At 42.4% G+C, this 20,118-nt stretch carries 17 protein-coding genes; 8 read left to right on the top strand and 9 right to left on the bottom strand.

Annotated elements, in window-relative coordinates; genetic code table 11:
- Window positions 1-43: 43 nt before the first annotated feature.
- Complete coding sequence (locus tag AC2FA3_RS13140) at window positions 44-616, bottom strand: tRNA (cytidine(34)-2'-O)-methyltransferase (RefSeq protein ID WP_490509964.1); 573 nt, start codon at window positions 614-616, stop codon at window positions 44-46.
- A 254-nt stretch (window positions 617-870) separates the two neighbouring features.
- On the opposite strand from AC2FA3_RS13140, the gene AC2FA3_RS13145 reads away from it, so the two are divergent.
- Window positions 871-1,011, top strand: a complete 141-nt coding sequence (locus AC2FA3_RS13145; RefSeq protein WP_011280495.1) for an entericidin A/B family lipoprotein — start codon at window positions 871-873, stop codon at window positions 1,009-1,011.
- A 68-nt stretch (window positions 1,012-1,079) separates the two neighbouring features.
- On the opposite strand, the gene hemW is transcribed toward AC2FA3_RS13145, so the two are convergent.
- On the bottom strand, window positions 1,080-2,477 hold the full coding sequence (gene hemW / locus AC2FA3_RS13150; protein ID WP_490509965.1) for a radical SAM family heme chaperone HemW: 1,398 nt from the start codon (window positions 2,475-2,477) through the stop codon (window positions 1,080-1,082).
- Between the two features lie 261 nt (window positions 2,478-2,738).
- On the opposite strand from hemW, the gene AC2FA3_RS13155 reads away from it, so the two are divergent.
- The 4 genes from AC2FA3_RS13155 to accC all read left to right on the top strand — a co-directional run bounded on the left by AC2FA3_RS13155 (window position 2,739) and on the right by accC (window position 7,153).
- A complete protein-coding gene (locus tag AC2FA3_RS13155) occupies window positions 2,739-3,230 on the top strand; it encodes an EVE domain-containing protein (protein ID WP_490509966.1) in 492 nt (163 codons plus the stop codon).
- A 348-nt stretch (window positions 3,231-3,578) separates the two neighbouring features.
- Complete coding sequence (locus tag AC2FA3_RS13160) at window positions 3,579-4,946, top strand: MATE family efflux transporter (protein ID WP_490509967.1); 1,368 nt, start codon at window positions 3,579-3,581, stop codon at window positions 4,944-4,946.
- A 253-nt stretch (window positions 4,947-5,199) separates the two neighbouring features.
- A complete protein-coding gene (accB, locus tag AC2FA3_RS13165) occupies window positions 5,200-5,628 on the top strand; it encodes an acetyl-CoA carboxylase biotin carboxyl carrier protein (protein ID WP_490509968.1) in 429 nt (142 codons plus the stop codon).
- A gap of 163 nt (window positions 5,629-5,791) precedes the next feature.
- Entirely contained in the window at window positions 5,792-7,153 is a 1,362-nt protein-coding gene (accC, locus tag AC2FA3_RS13170; protein WP_490509969.1) for an acetyl-CoA carboxylase biotin carboxylase subunit, read from the top strand.
- A 141-nt stretch (window positions 7,154-7,294) separates the two neighbouring features.
- Here the strand turns inward: accC and AC2FA3_RS13175 are convergent, their stop codons facing one another.
- Both AC2FA3_RS13175 and leuA read right to left on the bottom strand, forming a co-directional pair.
- Window positions 7,295-7,912 (bottom strand): hypothetical protein, encoded by a 618-nt coding sequence (locus AC2FA3_RS13175; RefSeq protein WP_490509970.1) that lies wholly within the window; start codon window positions 7,910-7,912, stop codon window positions 7,295-7,297.
- Between the two features lie 288 nt (window positions 7,913-8,200).
- Window positions 8,201-9,985 (bottom strand): 2-isopropylmalate synthase, encoded by a 1,785-nt coding sequence (leuA, locus tag AC2FA3_RS13180; RefSeq protein ID WP_490509971.1) that lies wholly within the window; start codon window positions 9,983-9,985, stop codon window positions 8,201-8,203.
- Window positions 9,986-10,213: 228 nt separating this feature from the next.
- On the opposite strand from leuA, the gene AC2FA3_RS13185 reads away from it, so the two are divergent.
- A complete protein-coding gene (locus AC2FA3_RS13185; RefSeq protein WP_490509972.1) occupies window positions 10,214-10,702 on the top strand; it encodes an Lrp/AsnC family transcriptional regulator in 489 nt (162 codons plus the stop codon).
- Between the two features lie 46 nt (window positions 10,703-10,748).
- Here AC2FA3_RS13185 and AC2FA3_RS13190 read toward each other — a convergent pair whose 3' ends face one another.
- The 5 genes from AC2FA3_RS13190 to AC2FA3_RS13210 form a co-directional block, all read right to left on the bottom strand.
- Window positions 10,749-12,071, bottom strand: coding sequence for a YbfB/YjiJ family MFS transporter (locus AC2FA3_RS13190; protein WP_490509973.1), 1,323 nt, complete (start codon window positions 12,069-12,071; stop codon window positions 10,749-10,751).
- A gap of 106 nt (window positions 12,072-12,177) precedes the next feature.
- Entirely contained in the window at window positions 12,178-13,533 is a 1,356-nt protein-coding gene (locus AC2FA3_RS13195) for an ABC1 kinase family protein (protein WP_490509974.1), read from the bottom strand.
- Window positions 13,534-13,601: 68 nt separating this feature from the next.
- Window positions 13,602-14,396: a HesA/MoeB/ThiF family protein gene (locus AC2FA3_RS13200; RefSeq protein WP_490509975.1), complete on the bottom strand. Its 795-nt coding sequence runs from the start codon at window positions 14,394-14,396 to the stop codon at window positions 13,602-13,604.
- 66 nt (window positions 14,397-14,462) lie between these two features.
- Entirely contained in the window at window positions 14,463-15,368 is a 906-nt protein-coding gene (gene prmC, locus AC2FA3_RS13205) for a peptide chain release factor N(5)-glutamine methyltransferase (protein ID WP_490509976.1), read from the bottom strand.
- A gap of 66 nt (window positions 15,369-15,434) precedes the next feature.
- The gene (locus tag AC2FA3_RS13210; protein ID WP_490509977.1) at window positions 15,435-17,345 is read right to left on the bottom strand and encodes an AmpG family muropeptide MFS transporter; all 1,911 of its coding nucleotides are present in this window, start codon (window positions 17,343-17,345) and stop codon (window positions 15,435-15,437) included.
- Window positions 17,346-17,822: 477 nt separating this feature from the next.
- Here AC2FA3_RS13210 and AC2FA3_RS13215 point away from each other — a divergent pair, with 477 nt between their 5' ends.
- A complete protein-coding gene (locus AC2FA3_RS13215; RefSeq protein ID WP_490509978.1) occupies window positions 17,823-18,752 on the top strand; it encodes a LysR substrate-binding domain-containing protein in 930 nt (309 codons plus the stop codon).
- Window positions 18,753-18,856: 104 nt separating this feature from the next.
- The gene (locus AC2FA3_RS13220; protein ID WP_490509979.1) at window positions 18,857-19,738 is read left to right on the top strand and encodes an IS982 family transposase; all 882 of its coding nucleotides are present in this window, start codon (window positions 18,857-18,859) and stop codon (window positions 19,736-19,738) included.
- Window positions 19,739-20,118: the final 380 nt, after the last annotated feature.

Consider the following 20,118-nt stretch of genomic DNA (forward strand, 5'->3'; position numbering starts at 1 on the left):
TGGTTTAATTTTCTTTAACCTCTTTTTAACTTAACTACCTTCTCTATTTCGGATCATAAACCGTCAGTGTGTCATAACCGATACTGCGCCCTTCATCGCCGTCAAACCCTTGCTGTCGCCAGACTTCATACAAGCATATTGCCACGCTATTAGACAGATTTAGACTGCGCGAATCAGCAAGCATTGACAATCGTAGCCAGTTATCAGCACCGATATCTGCACGGATATCATCTGGTAGCCCTGCCGTTTCTGAACCGAAAACTAGAGCAACATGATTTGATGATGGGCTAGTAGTCGACTGATTACCTGTATGGTCAGTCTTCTGCACGCTAAAATCATACTCATAAAATGGTTTACTCAGCTTGGTCGTCAGCGCCGTAATAGTATCGCAACCCGCAGCTTGCAGCGCTTGCTTGGTCATTGCCCAGTCATCATGTACTTGCAGATGTGCATATTCATGATAATCGAGGCCTGCACGGCGTAGCTTTTTATCATCGAGCTCAAACCCTAACGGCCTGACCAAATGTAGCTGCGCCCCACTATTGGCACACAGACGAATGATATTACCCGTATTACTAGGCATTTTTGGCGCTACCAACACGATATGAATGGTCATACGAACTCCGTCAATGGTTTGGACTTTATATTGGGCGTATATAGCAGGCGTAATCAAAAGTTACAGTTTACTGCCAATAATTACATTTTGATACTGTGCTCTGATTTTAACTTTGATTATGATGGCTGTAACGGAAAACGAGATGATTCAAAAACATTATCATCGTATCCTGCAACCCTTCAGTAAAACTTAAGCAAAATGCTAGGTTTTACTGTTATTACTTATAACACCCTGTCTTTTTTGAGGAAAAAATTATGAAAAAATTAGTTATCGCATCTTTGGCTGCTATGTTTGTATTAACTGGTTGTAATACTTTTAAAGGTCTAGGCCAAGACGTATCAAGCGCTGGTAGTGCTGTAAGTGGTACTGCACAAGAAGTACAAAACAAAATCTAAGCTCTAATCTTGTTAGACTTATTTTAAAGAGGCTTATCATTTGGTAAGCCTCTTTTTTTGCCTCATCTTTATAAAAACTCTCTTAGTATTTGATTAAGATACCTGCTACCCAATGCGGTTGGCTGTAAATGTTCATTGTCATCTATTAAAAGACCTTGTTTAATGAGTTTATTAACTTCTATGGCAATACTGTCATAGCTCAGTCCCGTACGAGCTTCAAACAATGACCACGTCACACCATCATGTAAGCGTAAAGCATTAAGCATAAACTCACTGACCAGCTCATCACTCGCAATTGCCTGCCAGCCTACCATTTTTGGCGGCATTGGCGTTTTTAGCATCATATTTATTATTTGATTTTGCTCACTTGTTGCATTCTGCTGAGCCTGGTCTCGGTATTCCATATAGTCTTTGGGCATACGTGATTTGCTAAAGCGATAAATACCTGACTCGCCTACTGTCTCTTTTAATGCCTCTTTCAACGCCTCATTTGACACCTTCTCCGCATTCCACTCTTTAATCGCGGCGTCATCAATGGTAACTTTACCGTGAGCACCTGCACCAATCGCCAAATAGTCACCAAACTGCCAATAATTGACGTTGTGACGACAAGGTTTATCGGAAGCGCCTGCCCATGCCGACACTTCGTAATTGTTATAGCCTAAACGCTCAAGCAGTGCCTGACCGGCCTGCTCGATATCTGCCAAGCTATCCTCATCGGGCAAAATCGGCTGACTGCGATAAAACACAGTATTTGGCTCAATGGTTAGTTGATACCATGAGATATGCGTAGCACCTGCGTCATGCGCGATTTGGATATCGTCCAACGCTTCACTCATCATTTGCTGCGGCAATCCATGCATCAAATCTACATTAACACGCGCAAATCCAGCGCTACGAGCTGCTTTAATAGCAGAGAGCGCTTGGGCTGGGTTATGAATACGCCCCAGTGTTTTTAGCTGCTCCGCAGCAAAACTTTGTACCCCAATAGACAAACGATTGATGCCTACCTTTAAATATTCAGCAAATGGTGCATGCTCAAGGGTGCCTGGGTTAGCCTCCATCGTGACTTCAATGTCATCTGAGAATCTAAAAACCTTACGCAAACCGTTAAATAAGCGCTGGTACTGGTCAATGGGCAGTAGCGAGGGTGTACCGCCACCGATAAATATTGAGCTGATTTCTCGCCCTTGGGTTAACGGCTGCTGCGCTGCTGCATCGAGTAATAGCGCATCCACATACTCATCATACATAGACAGCTGACTGTCAACCGGCAGCTCATGCGAATTAAAATCACAATAAGGGCATTTTTTGACGCACCACGGGATATGAATATATAGTGCCAACGGAATCTCTCTTACATTGAGCGCATCTATATTGTTAGAACTTGTATTGTCATGAATTGAATTATCACGATTAACAGCACCAAGATTATTGGAAAAATGAGACGGTTTGATATTTGACATAAGCGGACTTATCTATAAAGTGGTAGCTGCACAGTCATGAGCAGAAAGTAGCGCTAGGATAACGGCTGTACGAGCTAAAGAAAAGCCTAATCAGCATAAATTAAACATAAAAACAGTGACATAAACTGGCGTTTAAGCTAATAGTTAGAATCTAAAAAAAGCTCAATGACATATAGGATGAGAATCTATGATTAGCAGCTTTTGAGCTCATCACTATTAAACCGTTATTACTACATTAATAATTTTACAAGGATAAAGACCATGGCCTATTGGCTTATCAAATCCAACCCCCGCTGTTTTAATATAGAAGACTTACAACGTGCAGGTACCGAAATGTGGGATGGCGTCCGTAATTACCGCGCTCGCAATTTTATGCGTGACGGTATGAAAGTCGGCGATCAAGCATTTTTCTACCATTCAAGCGCTAAGCCTTCTGGCATTGCTGGCATCGTGACTATTAGCAAAGCTGGGTACCCTGATACCACTCAATTTCATCCCGAACATCGGCATTATGACCCCAAAGCAACTGAGGATGAGCCACGCTGGTATATGGTCGATGTGACTTTCGAGCAAGCTTTTACGGATATATTGCCATTAGCCCAACTCAAATTTTTACCTGCGCTTGAGGATTCCTTATTACTGAGAAAAGGCTGTGAGCAGCTGACTATCCTTCCGCTTGAACCCAAACATTGGAGCACGATTATGGATATGGCAGAAGATCTTAACCTGTTATCAGCAGATGATAGTATTTGACGCTTACTGCATGGCTTACGACGCCTTTAAATTCAAGAAATAAGCTATGCTTTAGTTTTAACAGACACATATAAATCAATGACCTCAGGCTTTAGCTTATTTACTATTTTTTCTTATGATGACCTGTCAATTCTGCTCACGAATTGACGGGTCATTTTTTATTTTAGGGTCGCCCATTTTATTTTTATACTCTTGTCCATCTATTGTTACTCAGAATGCACTTGCTCATATTATTTATCGGAGTATTATCGTCGCACCAATTCTATTTTACTGTATCGCTATTACCTTGTTGATGGCAGCATTTGCTCATCTACAATAATTACTGCCAAGAATAAAAAGTTGCTCATTATGGTTTTCCCATTATCCTTTAGAGATTTTAAAAGTTATAGCTTACGCCTAGGCGTACTTGCACTCCCTATTTTGATTACCCAATTTTGTCAAGCAGCGCTTGGGGTTGTCGATGCCATTATGGCAGGCCAAGTTTCCGCTCTTGATTTGGCAGCAGTAGCCGTCGGTTCTGGTATTTGGCTGCCACTGTTTTTATTAGCGACTGGCATTTTAATTGCCACGACGCCGCTCATTGGCGAAGCAATAGGTCAAAACAAACACAGCCAAGTACCACACATTACCCAGCAGTCTTTATGGGCGGCTGGTGTCATTGGTATCATTGGCTTTATTGTTGTCAATCTGGCACCCAATGTACTAGGGGTGATGGGTGTGCCTGAAAACATTCAACCCATCGCTTCGCAATATCTACGTGGGATATCGTTCGGTTTCCCTGCGATTGCGGTCTATGCGGTACTGCGCAGTTATTGTGAGGCGCTTGGTCGACCCGAGCCTGTCACGGTTATCAGTATCATCGGGCTGCTTGCCGATATCCCGCTTAACTATATTTTTATCCATGGTCTATTTGGCATGCCTGAGATGGGCGGCGCTGGTTGCGGGGTTGCAACCGCCATAGTCCTTTGGATTAATGTCTTGCTATTAGCGACATATACCAGTTTTACTAAGCGTCAGCAGTTTGCCAGTACGCGCTTCTTTTATGCTTTCACTAGTCCCAATCGCGCGCAGATAAAAAAGCTGTTAAAACTTGGCATTCCGATTGGCATTTCTATCTTTTTTGAAGCCAGTTTATTTAGCTTGGGAGCGTTGGTAATTAGCCCTTTAGGCGAGCTTGCAACCGCTTCACATCAGGTGGCGCTATCGGTGACCTCGCAACTGTTTATGATTCCCATCTCAGTTGCGATGGCGCTCACTATTATGGTGTCCAACCGCTTTGGTGAAAAAAACCTCATGGCATTACGTCAGGTACAAGCCACAGGGTTGATATGGACGGTAATGATTGCCCTCACCTGTATGCTTGGTATTTGGTTATTTAGACCACAATTGGCGGCGGCATTTACCGATAACCCCGACGTCACAGCACAAGCCATGCATTTACTTATCTTTGCCCTCGCTTATCAGTTATTTGATGGTTGGCAGGTCAATGTCGCTGGTATATTGCGCGGTATGCAAGATACTACTGTGCCCATGTGGGTAACGCTATTTTGCTATTGGGTCGTGGCATTACCACTTGGTGTTTATCTGGTGCGCTTTACCGACGTTGGCGCGCAAGGTTTTTGGATGGCACTCATCACCGGATTATTCTTATCCTCTATCTTACTGACTTTGCGTTTGCGCTATCAGCAAAAACGCTTAACGATGCTGTGGGCTTAATACCGTCATTACCTTTATCCAACAATCGTAGCGTCTAGTAACCATTACTAGCGCTACCTTGTCACATAGACTATGATTAATCATTGAGCGTTTCTTACGCTTAAGATAGCTTACGTCATAATATGTAAAAAAACTCAGTTAACAACTGTACATCGATTGCTCATTGGCGTGAATATAGGTATCATTAGCAACTACCAACACATTATTTAGTTACATTATTTTCTCGAATTTAGTACAAGGCAAAATTAAAATTATGGATATTGACAAAATACGCACCCTGATCGCACTCATGGAAGAAAGTGAACTGGTTAATTTAGAAATCAGCTCAGACGACGAACACATTAGTTTAACTCGTCATTATGATGCGCCAGCACCGACGATGATGGCCGCTCCTGCTGTTGGTGCTGCACCAATCGCTGCTGAAGCCAAAGCTGCCGTCAAAGCTGGTAGCGTTGAGACATCGCCGATGGTTGGTGTTTTTTATTCCGCACCAAGTCCTAACGATCCACCATTTGTAAAAGTCGGACAAAAAGTACAGGCAGGTGACACGCTTGGTATTATTGAAGCCATGAAAATTATGAACCCTCTTGAAGCCACTCAAAGTGGTATCGTGGATGAAATCTTGGTAGACAACTCTGATGTTGTGCAGTTTGGCCAACCAATCGTACGCTACAAAGCGTAAAGATAGATATTCGCCAACCTTTACTTTGTAATGATTGAGACCTCGTTATTATTGATACGGCATCAGCGCTCAATTTACCTAAATGAGTTGTATCGTCATTTATTTTTGTGATGTCTAAAATAGCGACTTTATCAATGACTGCCGCTTCAACAAGGATGAACCCATGATAAAAAAACTGCTCATCGCCAATAGAGGTGAGATTGCCCTACGTATCGTTCGAGCTTGTAAGGCGCTTGGCATAGAGACTGTCGGCGTCTATTCTACCGCTGATGCAAACTTGATGCACTTACGCTTTGTTGATGAAGCAATCTGTATTGGCAAACCCAATGCTAACCAAAGCTATCTTGATATCAATACGATTTTGACCGCCGCTGAGATTACTGGCGCTGATGCCATTCATCCCGGTTACGGCTTTTTGGCTGAAAATGCTGAGTTTGCTGAGCGTATCGAAGAAGCCGGATTGACCTTCGTTGGCCCTAGTGCTGACCATATCCGCTTAATGGGCAATAAAGTCTCTGCTATTAATGCTATGAAAAAAGCAGGTGTACCAACGGTACCCGGTTCAGTGGGTGCGGTGACCATGCACAATGCAGAAGAGCAAGCACGTAATATTGGCTTTCCGCTCATCATTAAAGCAGCGGCAGGCGGTGGTGGTCGTGGTATGCGCGTCGTTGAGCGATTTGAGGAAATTATTGGTCAAGTGCAAGCAGCAAAGCAAGAAGCTGAATTGTGGTTTGGCGACGATACCGTCTATATGGAGCGTTATCTACAAAATCCGCGCCACGTAGAAGTACAGGTACTTGGTGACGGCAATGGTAATGCGATTCATCTGTATGACCGTGATTGCTCTTTACAGCGTCGCCATCAAAAAGTATTAGAAGAGGCTCCTGCCCCTGATATCCCTGATGATGTACGTCAGCCTATCCTCGATGCTTGTGTCAAAGCTTGTAAACTGGTCAAGTATCGCGGTGCTGGGACATTTGAGTTTTTATTTGAAAACAATGAATTCTTTTTTATCGAAATGAATACCCGTGTACAAGTTGAGCATACCATCACTGAGATGATTACAGGGATTGATATAGTAGTTGAGCAGCTTAAAGTCGCGGCGGGCTACGGTCTATCTTATCGTCAAAGTGAGATTGAAGTTCAAGGTCATGCGATTGAATGTCGTATCAATGCTGAAGATCCAGTGACCTTTATGCCATCACCCGGTACCGTCACTCAGCTATACTCACCTAGTGGCGCTGGCGTTCGCTTTGATTCACATCTTTATCCAGGCTATGAGATCCCAAGCTACTATGATTCATTGATTGGCAAGCTTATCTGCCACGGTCAAACGCGTCAGCAAGCAATCTCTAAAACCTTACATGCACTTGATGAATTGGTGATTGAAGGTATTAAAACCAATATACCGATGCATCGTGATGTAATTTTAGCTGATGATAAATTTGTCCATGAAGCGCAAAATATTCATTATCTTGAAAGAGAGTTATTAACGGCCAATAAAGACAAGGCTGATTCATAATCTTTCTAAACTCTGTTGTTTTACAAGAAAGTTAATAAAAAAACCGCTATCCAAATGGATAGCGGTTTTTTATTGCGTCTAGTTTTTATAAATCAGAGTTTTGAATTTTACAGATGACAATTTATAGATAACAATAAAATGCTATGGCAACACTCTAGTGAAATTCATAAAGCATTCTTTACCATCAGGGTCGGCACACCATTGCATTTGATTACCGTCATGGTTTAAAAACGCTATTAAAGCCTCATCGGTTTGATCTATCTGATTACCTGAACAATCTACCTCATTATTGTCATAAACCGTCTTGATGGCGATAATCGGTAATCCTTCTTCCCGGTGGGTGACTAGGTAACGACCATAGGTCCATTCTTTACCACTGACCGCCCACATTTCATTATCGGCAGCAAAGTTATATAACTCACGGCATTGATTGGATTTTGCCGTTGAAGCCATTAATTTCTTACTACTGCTTGGTTGAATATTAACGATACGTTTTTCATTTTGAGTCAATACGCCACCCTCTGTATCAGCGCTTACTTTTGGCTCATTACTTTTTCCTTTTTGCTGCTCTGATGCCGCTTGTCTGGCTTTCGCTTCTTTGGTCATAGTGATGCTGCTATCTAAATCTATCTCCCACTGTCCGGCGATTGCGGGACTGATATGCGTGGTAATCGTGGGCTTACTGTCGACTTCACCATTCGCTGGCAGCGACGCTAAAATAGATGCCAATGTAAATGAAGCAAATGATATAGGTTCCATAATTAACCTTGTTTTTCTACTATTATAATAATGAATGATGTATACATTAGCGTAAGTCTTAGACACCAAAAACACAAGTAACATTATGCTATTAGTCGGTAAAGATGTAGCTAAGCACTCAGTTATAATTATTTAAATATAAAAAGAGTACCTTTAAAACAGCATGCTGCTAGGATAGTTTCTTCCATAAAAAAATAACGTCATGACTGATGTGCGAATTGCAAAAGCCATGACGTTATAGATTAACGCATTAAGTGAACTGTCTTAATACTAATAATAAGAATCTTATCAAGCAGCGACAGTATTTATTGCTTGAGCAAAGGCAGATAACGCGCCTTTAAGCATGGCCGATACGGTACTGCTACAAGTACCAATGCCTGAATAAACTTCACCATCGACATTTAGCTGAATATAAGCGGCAGCATTAGCGTTGGTTTTGTTGTCATTATTGGTATCATCATCGATGCCATCACCGCTATTATGCTGCGGATTAATCGCGTGTTCAGCGTAGTTAATGACATGAATAGATTTGCCAGTATGCTGCGCAAGTCCATCAATAAACGACGACAAAGGACCGTTACCTGTACCATCAATAGTAATAGCATCGCCATTCATCTGTACTTGACCGTTAAAGTACGCCTCGCCGCCTTTGTTATTGACACTATAATCTAGAAGCTCAAAGCTGCCTTGCTGCAAATAAGTATCTTCAAAGGTCTGTAATATTTCATCATTCTGCAGTTCACGAGCAGCGCTTTCCGCTTGTTTTTGTACTACGCCACTAAAGTCAATCTGCATCCAGCGCGGTAAATTAAAGCCATAGTTGCGTTGCAAGATATAAGCAACGCCGCCTTTACCAGACTGGCTATTGATACGAACTACGTCTTGATAGCTGCGACCGATATGCGCCGGATCAATCGGTAAATACGCGACATCCCAAACATTTTCGGTCTGCTCGGCATGCTGTTCATTATAATCAAGGCATTTTTTGATGGCATCTTGATGCGAGCCACTAAAGGCGGTAAAGACAAGCTCCCCAACGTACGGATGACGAGGATGAAGTGGCAAATTATTACATTCGCTCACGACTTGTACAATCTCACTCATATTACTAAAATCAAGCTCTGGATCGACGCCTTGACTAAACAAGTTCATCGCCATGACCATAATATCCATATTGCCGGTACGCTCACCATTACCAAGCAAGGTTCCTTCAATACGATCTGCGCCAGCAAGCACGCCAAGCTCAGCAGCAGCCACGGCACAGCCACGGTCATTGTGGGTATGCAAACTGATAGTCACATGCTCACGTTTGGCAAGATGACGACAGAAATACTCAACTTGGTCAGCAAATACGTTTGGCGTTGATGCTTCAACCGTCGCGGGCAAGTTTAAAATCACTTCTTGACCATTTTCAGGCTGCCAAACATCACAAACTGCGTCGCAAACTTCGACCGCATATTCGGTTTCGGTTTGGCTGAAGCTCTCTGGTGAATACTGGAATACCCATTCTGTTTCTGGATATTTGGCCGCGTATTCGACCAATAAATTAGCACCAGCAATAGCAATTTCTTTAATTTCTGCTTTATTTTTACCGTATACTTTTTCACGTTGGATACGGCACGTTGAGTTATAGACGTGGACGATAGCACGCTTCGCCCCTATCAATGACTCAAAGGTACGGGCAATCAAATGCTCGCGAGCTTGCACCAACACTTGTAATGTCACATCAGCAGGGACATGATTTTCTTCAATGAGTTTACGCGCAAAATCAAACTCAACTTGTGCCGCTGAGGGGAAACCAATTTCAATCTCTTTAAAACCAACATCGACCAAGGTTTTAAAAAAGCGCATTTTTTGTTCAATCGTCATTGGATCAATCAGCGCCTGATTACCATCACGCAGGTCCACACTTGCCCAAATTGGTGATTTCTCAATCGTTTTGCTCGGCCAAGTGCGATCTTTTAGTACAGGGGCAAACGCAAATGGACGATATTTACGGAAATCAAAAGCGGCATTTTTTGGGGTGACTTTTGCAGGCGCGCGGTCTGCATTGCGTGTTGCTTGATTAGGCATAATCAATCCTTAGATAACATAAAGAGCTGAGTTGAAGTATAGGTTTTAACTGGGCAACTAATGACCAAGCACTCTTTATCATACGAGATAATAAAAGTTTATGCCATTATAATAACAAAGTTTATGCGTTAGAAATCAGCTTTATTTTACCTAAATACATGCTAATTTAGTGATAAAAACCATTATTAAAGTTATAATTAGGTTATTTCACTAAATAGATGATATTCGATGTTAAATAATCATACGGATAATTCTTTATCTATCGATATTGATGATACCGACAAACAATTATTACGCTTATTACAAACTCAAGCACGTATGAGTATTACCGAGCTTGCTGAGCGGGTTAACTTGTCCGCTACCCCTTGCGCCCGCCGTATCAAACGCTTAGAAGAGGCAGGTATTATCACCGGCTACCATACCCAAACCGATGCACAAAAAATCGGCTATCCTTTGGCCGTATTTATTGCGATTAGTATGGATCGCCATACTGCAGACCGCTTCGAGCATTTTGAAGAGAAAATCCAAAGCTTTGATGAGGTGGTTAGCTGTAGTATTGTCACCGGTCGCACCGAAGACTACTTAATCAAAGTGCGCGTACGCGATATGGCACATTATGAGGAGTTTTTATTGCATAGGCTCAACCGCATCGAAGGTGTTGCCCAAGTGCATACCAGCTTTGAGCTACGGGAAGTGTTTAGCCGTAGCGTGGTTTAGTTTGAAGTTAATAAGGCTGTGGCTTTTATCTTTGTTTTAATTGTAGTTATTGATTAAACAAGGATTGGCGCTGAGTTTGACGCTGAAAAAAGAAGACTAAAACCAATCCTATTAATAAGCCGCTAGCCGCGACCAATAAACCGGCATTAAAATTGTCATGTTTCCCTGCCAACGCTACAGTAACTAGCGGCCCCATAAACTGGCCTATTGCATAGGCCAAAGTTGCCAGACCAATCAATAAATTTGAGTAAGCAGGATTGATATTTTTAATTAAATTAAGTGTCATTGACACCATACCAACAAAGGTTAAACCTAAAATCACTGCATTACCGTACAAGCCAATAGCGCCATCAGACCATATCGGTAAACACATGCCAAATGCTTGCAATAACGTTAACCCCATCAAGGTTTTGGTCTCGCCAATTCGTTTAGCAAGCGCACCCCAAATAGGGTTTGATAGCATCGCAAAGATACCGACCACTAGCCAAATCAGTAATCCTGCATAGCTCTGTGTTGTAAGCCGCTGCGTTGCCATCACTGGCAAAAAAGTCGCCGAAGTAATATAGCCAAACCCCGCCAGCACATAACTTGCCGACAGTAATGCAATCGCCTTGGTATGACCAGCGGCCGCTTCATATAAAGAATGTTTAAAATTGAGATAAGTTTGCTGTACGGACAGCCGCTGACTACCGTATTTTAATTCAGCGGCTTGTTGCTTAGAGGTTTGTAATTGGGATGTCTGCGAGTTATTTGCTTTTGATTTAAATGGGGTTGAGTTTTCTGGTCTGATGGCATAAAGCAGCCATAATAACGGTAGACTGATAATCCCTGCTACCAGCCAAATGATATCGAAATGATAGCCGAGCGTTAACAACCACCACGTCAGTACGGCGGAAGCGCTGATACCGACGCCAATACCCGCATAATGCAGTGCTGAGAGTACCGAGCGGCGCTCATGACTAAAGCTTTGAATCACCAGTGATGAGCTCAAAATCATCGCCACGCCGCTTGCGATACCTGATAATAGCCGAATGACATACCAGATACTCAATGACAGATTTGGCACCACCAATAGCATGGTGGTAACGATGCTGACTGCTGTCCATACTATAAGCATTTGCCATGTCAAACGTTGGGGCACAAACATCGCAATCAGCGCGCCAATAAAATAACCACTGTAATTGACCGAGGCCAGCCAACCTGCAATGACGGTCGATAACGATAATTGCGTCATGATATCAGGTAAGGTGGCGGTAAATAAAAACCGCCCAAATCCCATGACCACCGCCAAGCAGTATAGCCCTATGCAAGCAATCGCCGTTTGATTGGTGATAATAATAGTAGCACGGCTTTTAAGTACAGTCATCATGACAGAGCCATTTTGTGGCAAAAAGCACACAATCCTTTGTGTTAAAAGCAGTGATATATAACCAAGCAAAGATAAAATAAAAGAGTTCTAATTATAACGATTACTGCTAAGAAATATTTTGGATTGGACGACTGGCTTGCTCGGCGGTTTCTGATTGCCCAAGCATCTGTACCCGTTGATCACTAAACATATCCATATCAGGGGCAAGCGTACGCATAAAACGATCAAAATAGAGCATCTGCTTGGTCAATAAGGCAAAGTCACGTGGGAAATGAATACCATGACGCTTGCCGACCTCAACAATCTCCAACATCATTGTATTTAACTCATCAGCTTGCTCTTTAGTATTAAAGGGCACACCACTGGTAAAAGCCTTGTCCTCAGCCATAATGGTTTTCATCATGCGCTGCAAATCATTGCCCAATGCAGCGACGTCAACTTGGTTGCTGCCGTGGGTCATTTCCATATCAATCATATGGCGCGCCATTGCTTGATAATCACTGTCTTGCATTGCTTGCATCATACCCATACAGGCGCGCCAGCTCTCAGCTTTCAATTTACCAACGATACCGAAGTCTAAGAATCCAATACGCCCATCGGTTAATAGCATCAAATTGCCCGCGTGCAAATCCGCATGGAAGCTATTGCAGAGCATCAAACTGGCAAACCAGGTATTCAAAGTATCGGCCATCACTTGTGCCGGGTCATTACAATACTGACGCATGACTGATTCATCTACCATAGAGACGCCATATAAGCGGCTCATGGTCAGTACACGCTTGGTGGTCAGCTCTTCATAGACGGTTGGCGCAACGACGCGTGTATTTCCTGATATCGCTAAAAATTGCTGAAAATCACGGATATTTTGCGCCTCAGCGATAAAGTCCGTTTCGGCAAGCATACGCAAACGAATCTCATCGATAATTGGCGCAATACTGGCAAAGCGCATCGAAGGCATTAGTAGCTCAACCAACTTGGTCACACCATGTAAAACACCCAAATCGGTTTGCATAATAGTTTCAACACCCGGCTTTTGTACCTTTAGCACCACCTCATCGCCATTATGCAAACGCGCCGCATGAACTTGGGCAATAGAGGCTGATGCTAACGGCTTTGCATCGATGTGAGCAAACTTATCCTCAAGTGTTAGCCCATCAACGGCCAGCTCCTCTTTTAATACCTGTTCAATATAGGCATAGGATAAGGGCGTCGTTTGATCCAAACAGCTCTGAAACGCTTCTACATATTCGCGCGGGAATAATGACGGTGTACTGGCAATAAACTGCCCGATTTTAATGTAAGTTGTGCCTAATTGCTCAAAGGTTTCTTTTAGCAGCATCGCATCAGGCTTTTCACCTTTTGCCACTCTAAGTGCAGACAAACCAGCCACACTCGCGGTTTGGCGAATGCGATTAACGACATTAAAGGTATGCTTTAATAAATGCGGACGATGAATTTTCATAAAAAACAACTATGGTAATAAAAAGGAGGTTATGAGGATGTAGAGATTTAAAAAGGTTGAGCAATTTGCTAATGTTTGGCGCAAATCGGACAATGCACATCTTTACGATAGCCCATCAGCCGTTGCTGCATCTGGCTACCATCCCATATTAACAGCTTATTTGTCAGTGGATTTTTGGTTAATCCTAGATATTGTAAGGCGGCATTGGCTTGCAAGTTACCCATAATAGAAGTTGTGCTAGCAAGTACCCCTGAATTGGCACAAGTACGTTCATCAGCCTCCGCATCGGGTATCACTGAGCCAAACACACAATGATAGCAGCCGGTATTTAATTGAGGCTCATATAATGCCAACTGTCCTTGCATGGCTATCGCTGAAGCAGATAACAACGGAATCTGATAACGAACACTAACGCGATTGATGATATCTCGGGTAGCAAAGTTATCAGTGCAATCTAGGAGTAAATTAGGTTTGCCAGATGCCATATCCAGTAGCTCATAAGCATTATCTTCGCTCAACCTTGCCACTGTACCATGAGCACTGATAAGAGGATTAATTTTGCTGAGCATCTGCGCCGCTGTAAGCGCTTTAGGTTTACCGATATCCTCAGGTAAAAATAGCGTTTGGCGCTGTAAATTACTGGCTTCAATTATATCATCATCTATTAGGTGCACTTGTCCCAAGCCTGCCCGCACGAGTGTCTCAGAAGCGGGGCAACCTAAACCGCCTGCGCCTATCATAACCACTCGCGATGCTTTTAAGCGTAATTGAGCATCAATATCCCAACCATCAAGCAATATCTGGCGCGCATAACGCAGCAGCTCCGCATCTCCTAACATTTCCGTCTCTCTAATATCACTCATAAATGCCACTCATAGTCATTACCAAGGATTAGCACTGAAACTTATTTTGACAGCAACTGCGTATTTTTATAGTAACTGGCCGAGCGTCACACGATCGTTACCACCATAATCTTGTACGGTATATACTGACTCAAAACCCCTATTCAAAAGTAGCTGCCGTACAGCATCACCTTGATCAAAACCATGCTCAATTGCTAAAAGCCCACCTACATTCAAATATTGCGGCGCATGTTTAACAATATACTCGATATCTGCAAGTCCCTGATTGGGCGCACTTAACGCGCTAATCGGTTCGGCGACTAGCCGTGATAAATGCTCATCTTCTTCATCGATATAAGGCGGGTTAGAAACAATCATATCGAATAATGGCTCATCCTGAATAGACAGCGCATCATACCAACTACTTTTAATAAACTTAATATCAGCAACCTCGTTTACCATTGCATTGTGCTTAGCGACTTTTAGCGCCTCTGCAGATAAATCAACGGCAATCACTTGCCAGTTTTCTGCTGAACTACTGACATGATTTTGTTTTAACTCATGTGCTAAGCTAATAGCAATACAACCTGAGCCAGTACCTAAATCTAATAGACGTTTCGGTTTATTTTCGTTATCGACACTTTTCGGTCCAGAGTTTATCCAAGCTAATACTTGTTCAATCAATATCTCAGTATCAGGTCTTGGTATTAACGTATGCTCATTGACTTTAAAGTTCAGCGACCAAAATTCTTGTTGTCCAGTTAAATACGCCAACGGTGTGCCCTGCTGCATCTTGGTCACACCCACATGAAATTGCTCAAGCTCCCTTTCGCGCAGCTCATAACCCTCATCAGTGATTAAAAACGAGCTTGGCTTATCAATGACAAACAACAACCAATCAGTGAGCCAAAATGAGGGCAAACTGCTGCGCGCAGACTCATTAGTCAATTGCTGAATCTGCTGTTTTATTTGACCAATGGTAAATGCTGTCATAGATAACTCATAAAATCACTGTTTACTGAATAAAGCTGTCGAACTGGTTATATTTTATTGTCTTAGCTATTCTGAGGCACGTGGTGGCTCTTTGGTATCCGTTAGATTCGGATTGGCTTTGGTTAACTTATCATTAATACCTTTGCCGCCTTCACCATCACTGTCGCCATAAATATCGTCGTTATCGCCAATGATGATATGTTTATCGACAAAGTAAATCAGCACAAGAATTGGAATACCAATCGCAAAGGTAAAAATAAAGAAGAACGGATAGCCCATACTATCAACGATAGAACCTGAATAACCACCCATTACTTTTGGTATTAAGGTCATCAATGAAGAGAAGATAGCATACTGTACCGCGGTAAAACGTATTGAAGTCAATGCTGATAAGAAAGCAATAAATACCGCGCTGGCAAGACCTGCAGCTAAGTTATCAAATATCACCGCCATATACATGATGGGTAAACTGCCCGGATTATAGGTCAGCACCACAAATAATAAATTGGTCGCACAAGCGAGAATGGCACCAATCATCATGGCATGCATGATACGAAAACGCTGCGCCAATAGACCACCTAAGAAACCACCAGCGATGGCCATAATCACGCCAACCAGTTTTACCGCATTGGCAATATCGGTTTTACTAAAGCCCATGTCTTGATAAAAGACGTTTGATATCACCCCTGCCACAATGTCTGATATGCGGTACAAACCAATTAGCGCTAATAGTAAAAACGCCTTTTTTCCATAGCGTCTAAAGAAATCTAAGATAGGCTCAATCCACGTCGCCATTGCAATTTCTTTTTTCACTAAACCGACTTTTACCAATGCATAACCTGCTGCCAGTGCTGCTGCTAAGCTTACTAGTAAATGCAATGTCTCACTAATGAAGCTGACAAACACGCCTTCAAACTCTGGCAGTACTTGCCCTATCAAGACATAGGCCGCTACAAATGCCACGACGGCAAACACAAACAGTAAAACCAACCTAACGTAGTCTTCGCGGGTTTCCGCTACCAGAGGCGCTTTATTAATAATCTTAGGTTGATTGATCATAAAGTACAACAGCAGCAGAGGTGCACACACAACCAACGCTATAAAGTAGAACTTAATACTTGGCATTGCCATCAGCGGTATCAGCGCAATGGTACTATCAAAAACCTTATTAATAAGGATATTGATAAGATATACGACACCAAACAACAAGGCTGGTATTAATAGTAACGCTGAGTATATTAAGAAAACTTTGAGATTACTTTTTTGCTTATTACTTTGCAGAATCTCAGCGGTTGGCTCATAACTGGCAAAGGTGGTCAATATACCTAAAGTCATAACCCCAGCCATAATATAATAGGTATTACGCCACGCTTCATAGCTATAAGAAGTTTCCGTCGAGCCAAAATAATCTGCTAAATATAGCGCGCCTGCCCCAGCGACAATCATACCAACGCGGTAACCTGACACATAGATAGAGGACAAAATAGACTGCATCGATGGCGGTGCCAGCTCAATACGGTACGCATCAATGACGATATCTTGGGTGGCAGAAGAGAACCCAAGCAAAACCGCCGCGCCAGCCATATAAACCAATACGTCTTCGCTAACAGGGTTAACCGTCGCCATCAAAAAGATAGCCAATACAATGAGCAGCTGTGATACCACCATCCAACTACGGCGACGACCCAACCATTTGGTCAAAAAAGGCACCGGCAGCGCGTCGATTAATGGCGCCCAAATAAACTTAAATGAATATCCCAATGCCGCCCAACTGAACATGGTGACAACACCACGGTCGATGCCTGCTTCTCTTAGCCATAATGATAGACTGGAGAAAATAAGCAGAATGGGAATACCGGCTGAAAACCCTAAAAACAGCATGATAATCACACGTGGGTCTAAATAAGCTTTGGCGGCTTCTCCCCATGATTTTTTGGCAATCGGTTGTTCAGGCGTTACAGGTTGGACAGCAGACATAATCACTCACCAAAAATTGAGATAAATAACACAACTGCGCACAATTTTTATCAATCATTTCTTATGCAATATAGACAAAAAGGATCGATAAAAATTGCTCAGCGTTGCACAAAAACCATCGTTAGCACAAAATTGAATTATGGTACTTGAGAACGCTAACCTTGACTAGATGTTTTTGCATTAACTTAATAACCACAGTCTCTAGCCACGCCATTTATTTCATTATAGTAACGCTGTGTATCAAAAGCTCACTTAAATATTAAAAACGTCTTTCTTCAATTGCATATTGTTTTAAAATTATATTGTCAATTTAAGAAAAACAAACTATTCTATATTCCAAATTAATATAAATTCATAGCCATTTATTATATACAAGAATAATAGCTTTGTTTTACACTAACCACTTATTGAGTATTTGTACGTTTTTATTTTTTATATACAGACAGGGTTTGTATATTTATACCATAGGGTTAAATGATGGCAATCGACGTAGTGGTCAATCAGCGGCATCTACAAATCCAACTCAAGCAGTTGGAAACAGTGTGGCATACGGTAATTAATGGCTATAATTTAAGTCAAGCAGCGACTGTGCTGCATACCAGCCAATCGAGTCTATCAAAACATATTGCAGCACTTGAAAACCAGCTCAAAACCGAAGTGTTCGTACGCCAAGGCAAACGTCTAACGGGGCTGACGACCATGGGCACAGCGCTTATGCCGCACATCGAGTCTATCTTTGCGGAAATTCGTACCATTGAAAATCTCAGTCTGGATTTTAATAACCCCAATATTGGCACGCTAACGATTGCCACCACGCATACGCAGGCGCGTTATGTATTACCAGAAGTGGTCAAAGCATTTAAAGAACGTTTCCCCAAGGTTAATTTAATCCTGCAACAGGCAGACCCTGAAACCATCGCGCAGATGGTCATTCGCGGGCAGGCAGATATTGGTATTGCTACTGAGTCATTACTACACAATAACTATCTACGTTGCTACCGCTATTATGACTGGACGCATCGCGTCATTGTACCAAGCGACCATGAGCTGGCAGGACTGGAATCGATTGATTTACCAACCCTTGCCAGTTATCCGATTGTGACTTATCACGGCGGATTTACAGGGCGCGGCGCCATTGATAAAACCTTTAGCGATGCAGGACTTGAGCCTGATATCGTACTCGCAGCGCTTGATGCCGATGTGATTAGCACTTACGTGGGATTGGGATTGGGCATTGGTATTATTGCCGAAATGGCATTTGAGCCAAGTCATTATCAAAATCTAACAGCGATTCCCGTTGATCATTTCGGACGTTTTACCAGTTGGATGGCCGTACGTGATGATGCAGAAATTCGTCAATATGGACGCGCTTTTATGGAACTCTGCCAACAGCAATTTAGTCAGTAACTTTTAATTTACTTAACCCCACTCTCAACTTCGAAAGTGATTGAAAAAAGAAGAGCATCTCACTAATCTATTGTTTTCGACCAAGAACACAATGGAGTCATGAGATGCCCATAGACGAATTTATCATCAATATCTATTTAATGGTAGAGCAATATTACAAAATAGTCGTCACCAAACCCTTGCGAAGTGCAGGTTACGCACCAAAGCTGAGTGATCCTGAGGTCATTTGCATGGAGATGGTCGGTGAGTTTTTAAACCTTGATCAAGACAAACAGATTTGGCAATACTTTACCCAGCATTGGCATGCCTGGTTTCCAACCATCGGCTCATATCCTAACTTCGCAAAGCATTGCGCGAATCTGTGGCAAGTCAAACAGCGGATACAAGATAACGTCAGTGAACTTGAGGGCCGTGACAACATCCATTTTATGGATGGTTTTCCGATACCCGTCTGTCATTATGGACGCGCTTATCGGCATAAAAACTATCAAGACTTAGCGGCTTTTAGCTACTGTGCGGCTAAGCAAGAGAAGTACTATGGTTTTGAAGGCCATTTGCTTGTTAACTTATCGGGCATGATTAAAGGCTTTACCTTTGCTCCTGCCAATGTTGATGAAAGAGCGGTTGCGCCTGATATTACTGACAATATCCATGGTTTGCTCGGCGCTGATAAAGGGTATATCAGCCCGAGTCTTACTCAGTACTACGGCGCTCAAGGAGTAGATTTACAAACGCCACTCAGAGCTAACATGAAGGAGGATAGACCCAAACCTGTGGTAAGACGGCTAATGAAAGCCCGCCGTATCGTTGAAACAGTCATTGGTCAGCTATCAGAACGATTTAGTATACAAAGGGTACGAGCAAGAGATTTATGGCATTTGTCTCATCGATTGATTCGTAAGATTCTGTCACACAATCTGTGCTTTGTACTCAACAAAAAACTTGGTAACCCGCCTCTTCAGTTTGATTTGCTTATTTCAAGTTGAGAGTGGGGTTTACTTAGTAAATTTTTAAAGAACAGCGACTTCAAGCATCATGGTTTAACAATCGTCTTTCTAGTAAATACAAACGGCACCGTTATCAATAGATAGCGGTGCCGTTTGTATTTATGTTGACTTATCTATTAATGCACAGGAACAACGTCTTTTATGCCATTCAAATACTAATAGCATTATTAAGATTTGTTATTGACGTGTCCTTAGACCTTTATATTTGATTTAACCGCCCCATTATATTAGCTGTTACGCAAGCAGCAAATACTCATTCAATCCCACTCAACTAATAATTAAACCCCACTCTCAACATCAAAAGTGATTGAAAAAAGAAGAGCATCTCACTAATCTATTGTTTTCGACCAAGAATACAA

This window comes from Janibacter sp. CoH_79_TC_3, from assembly GCF_058197955.1.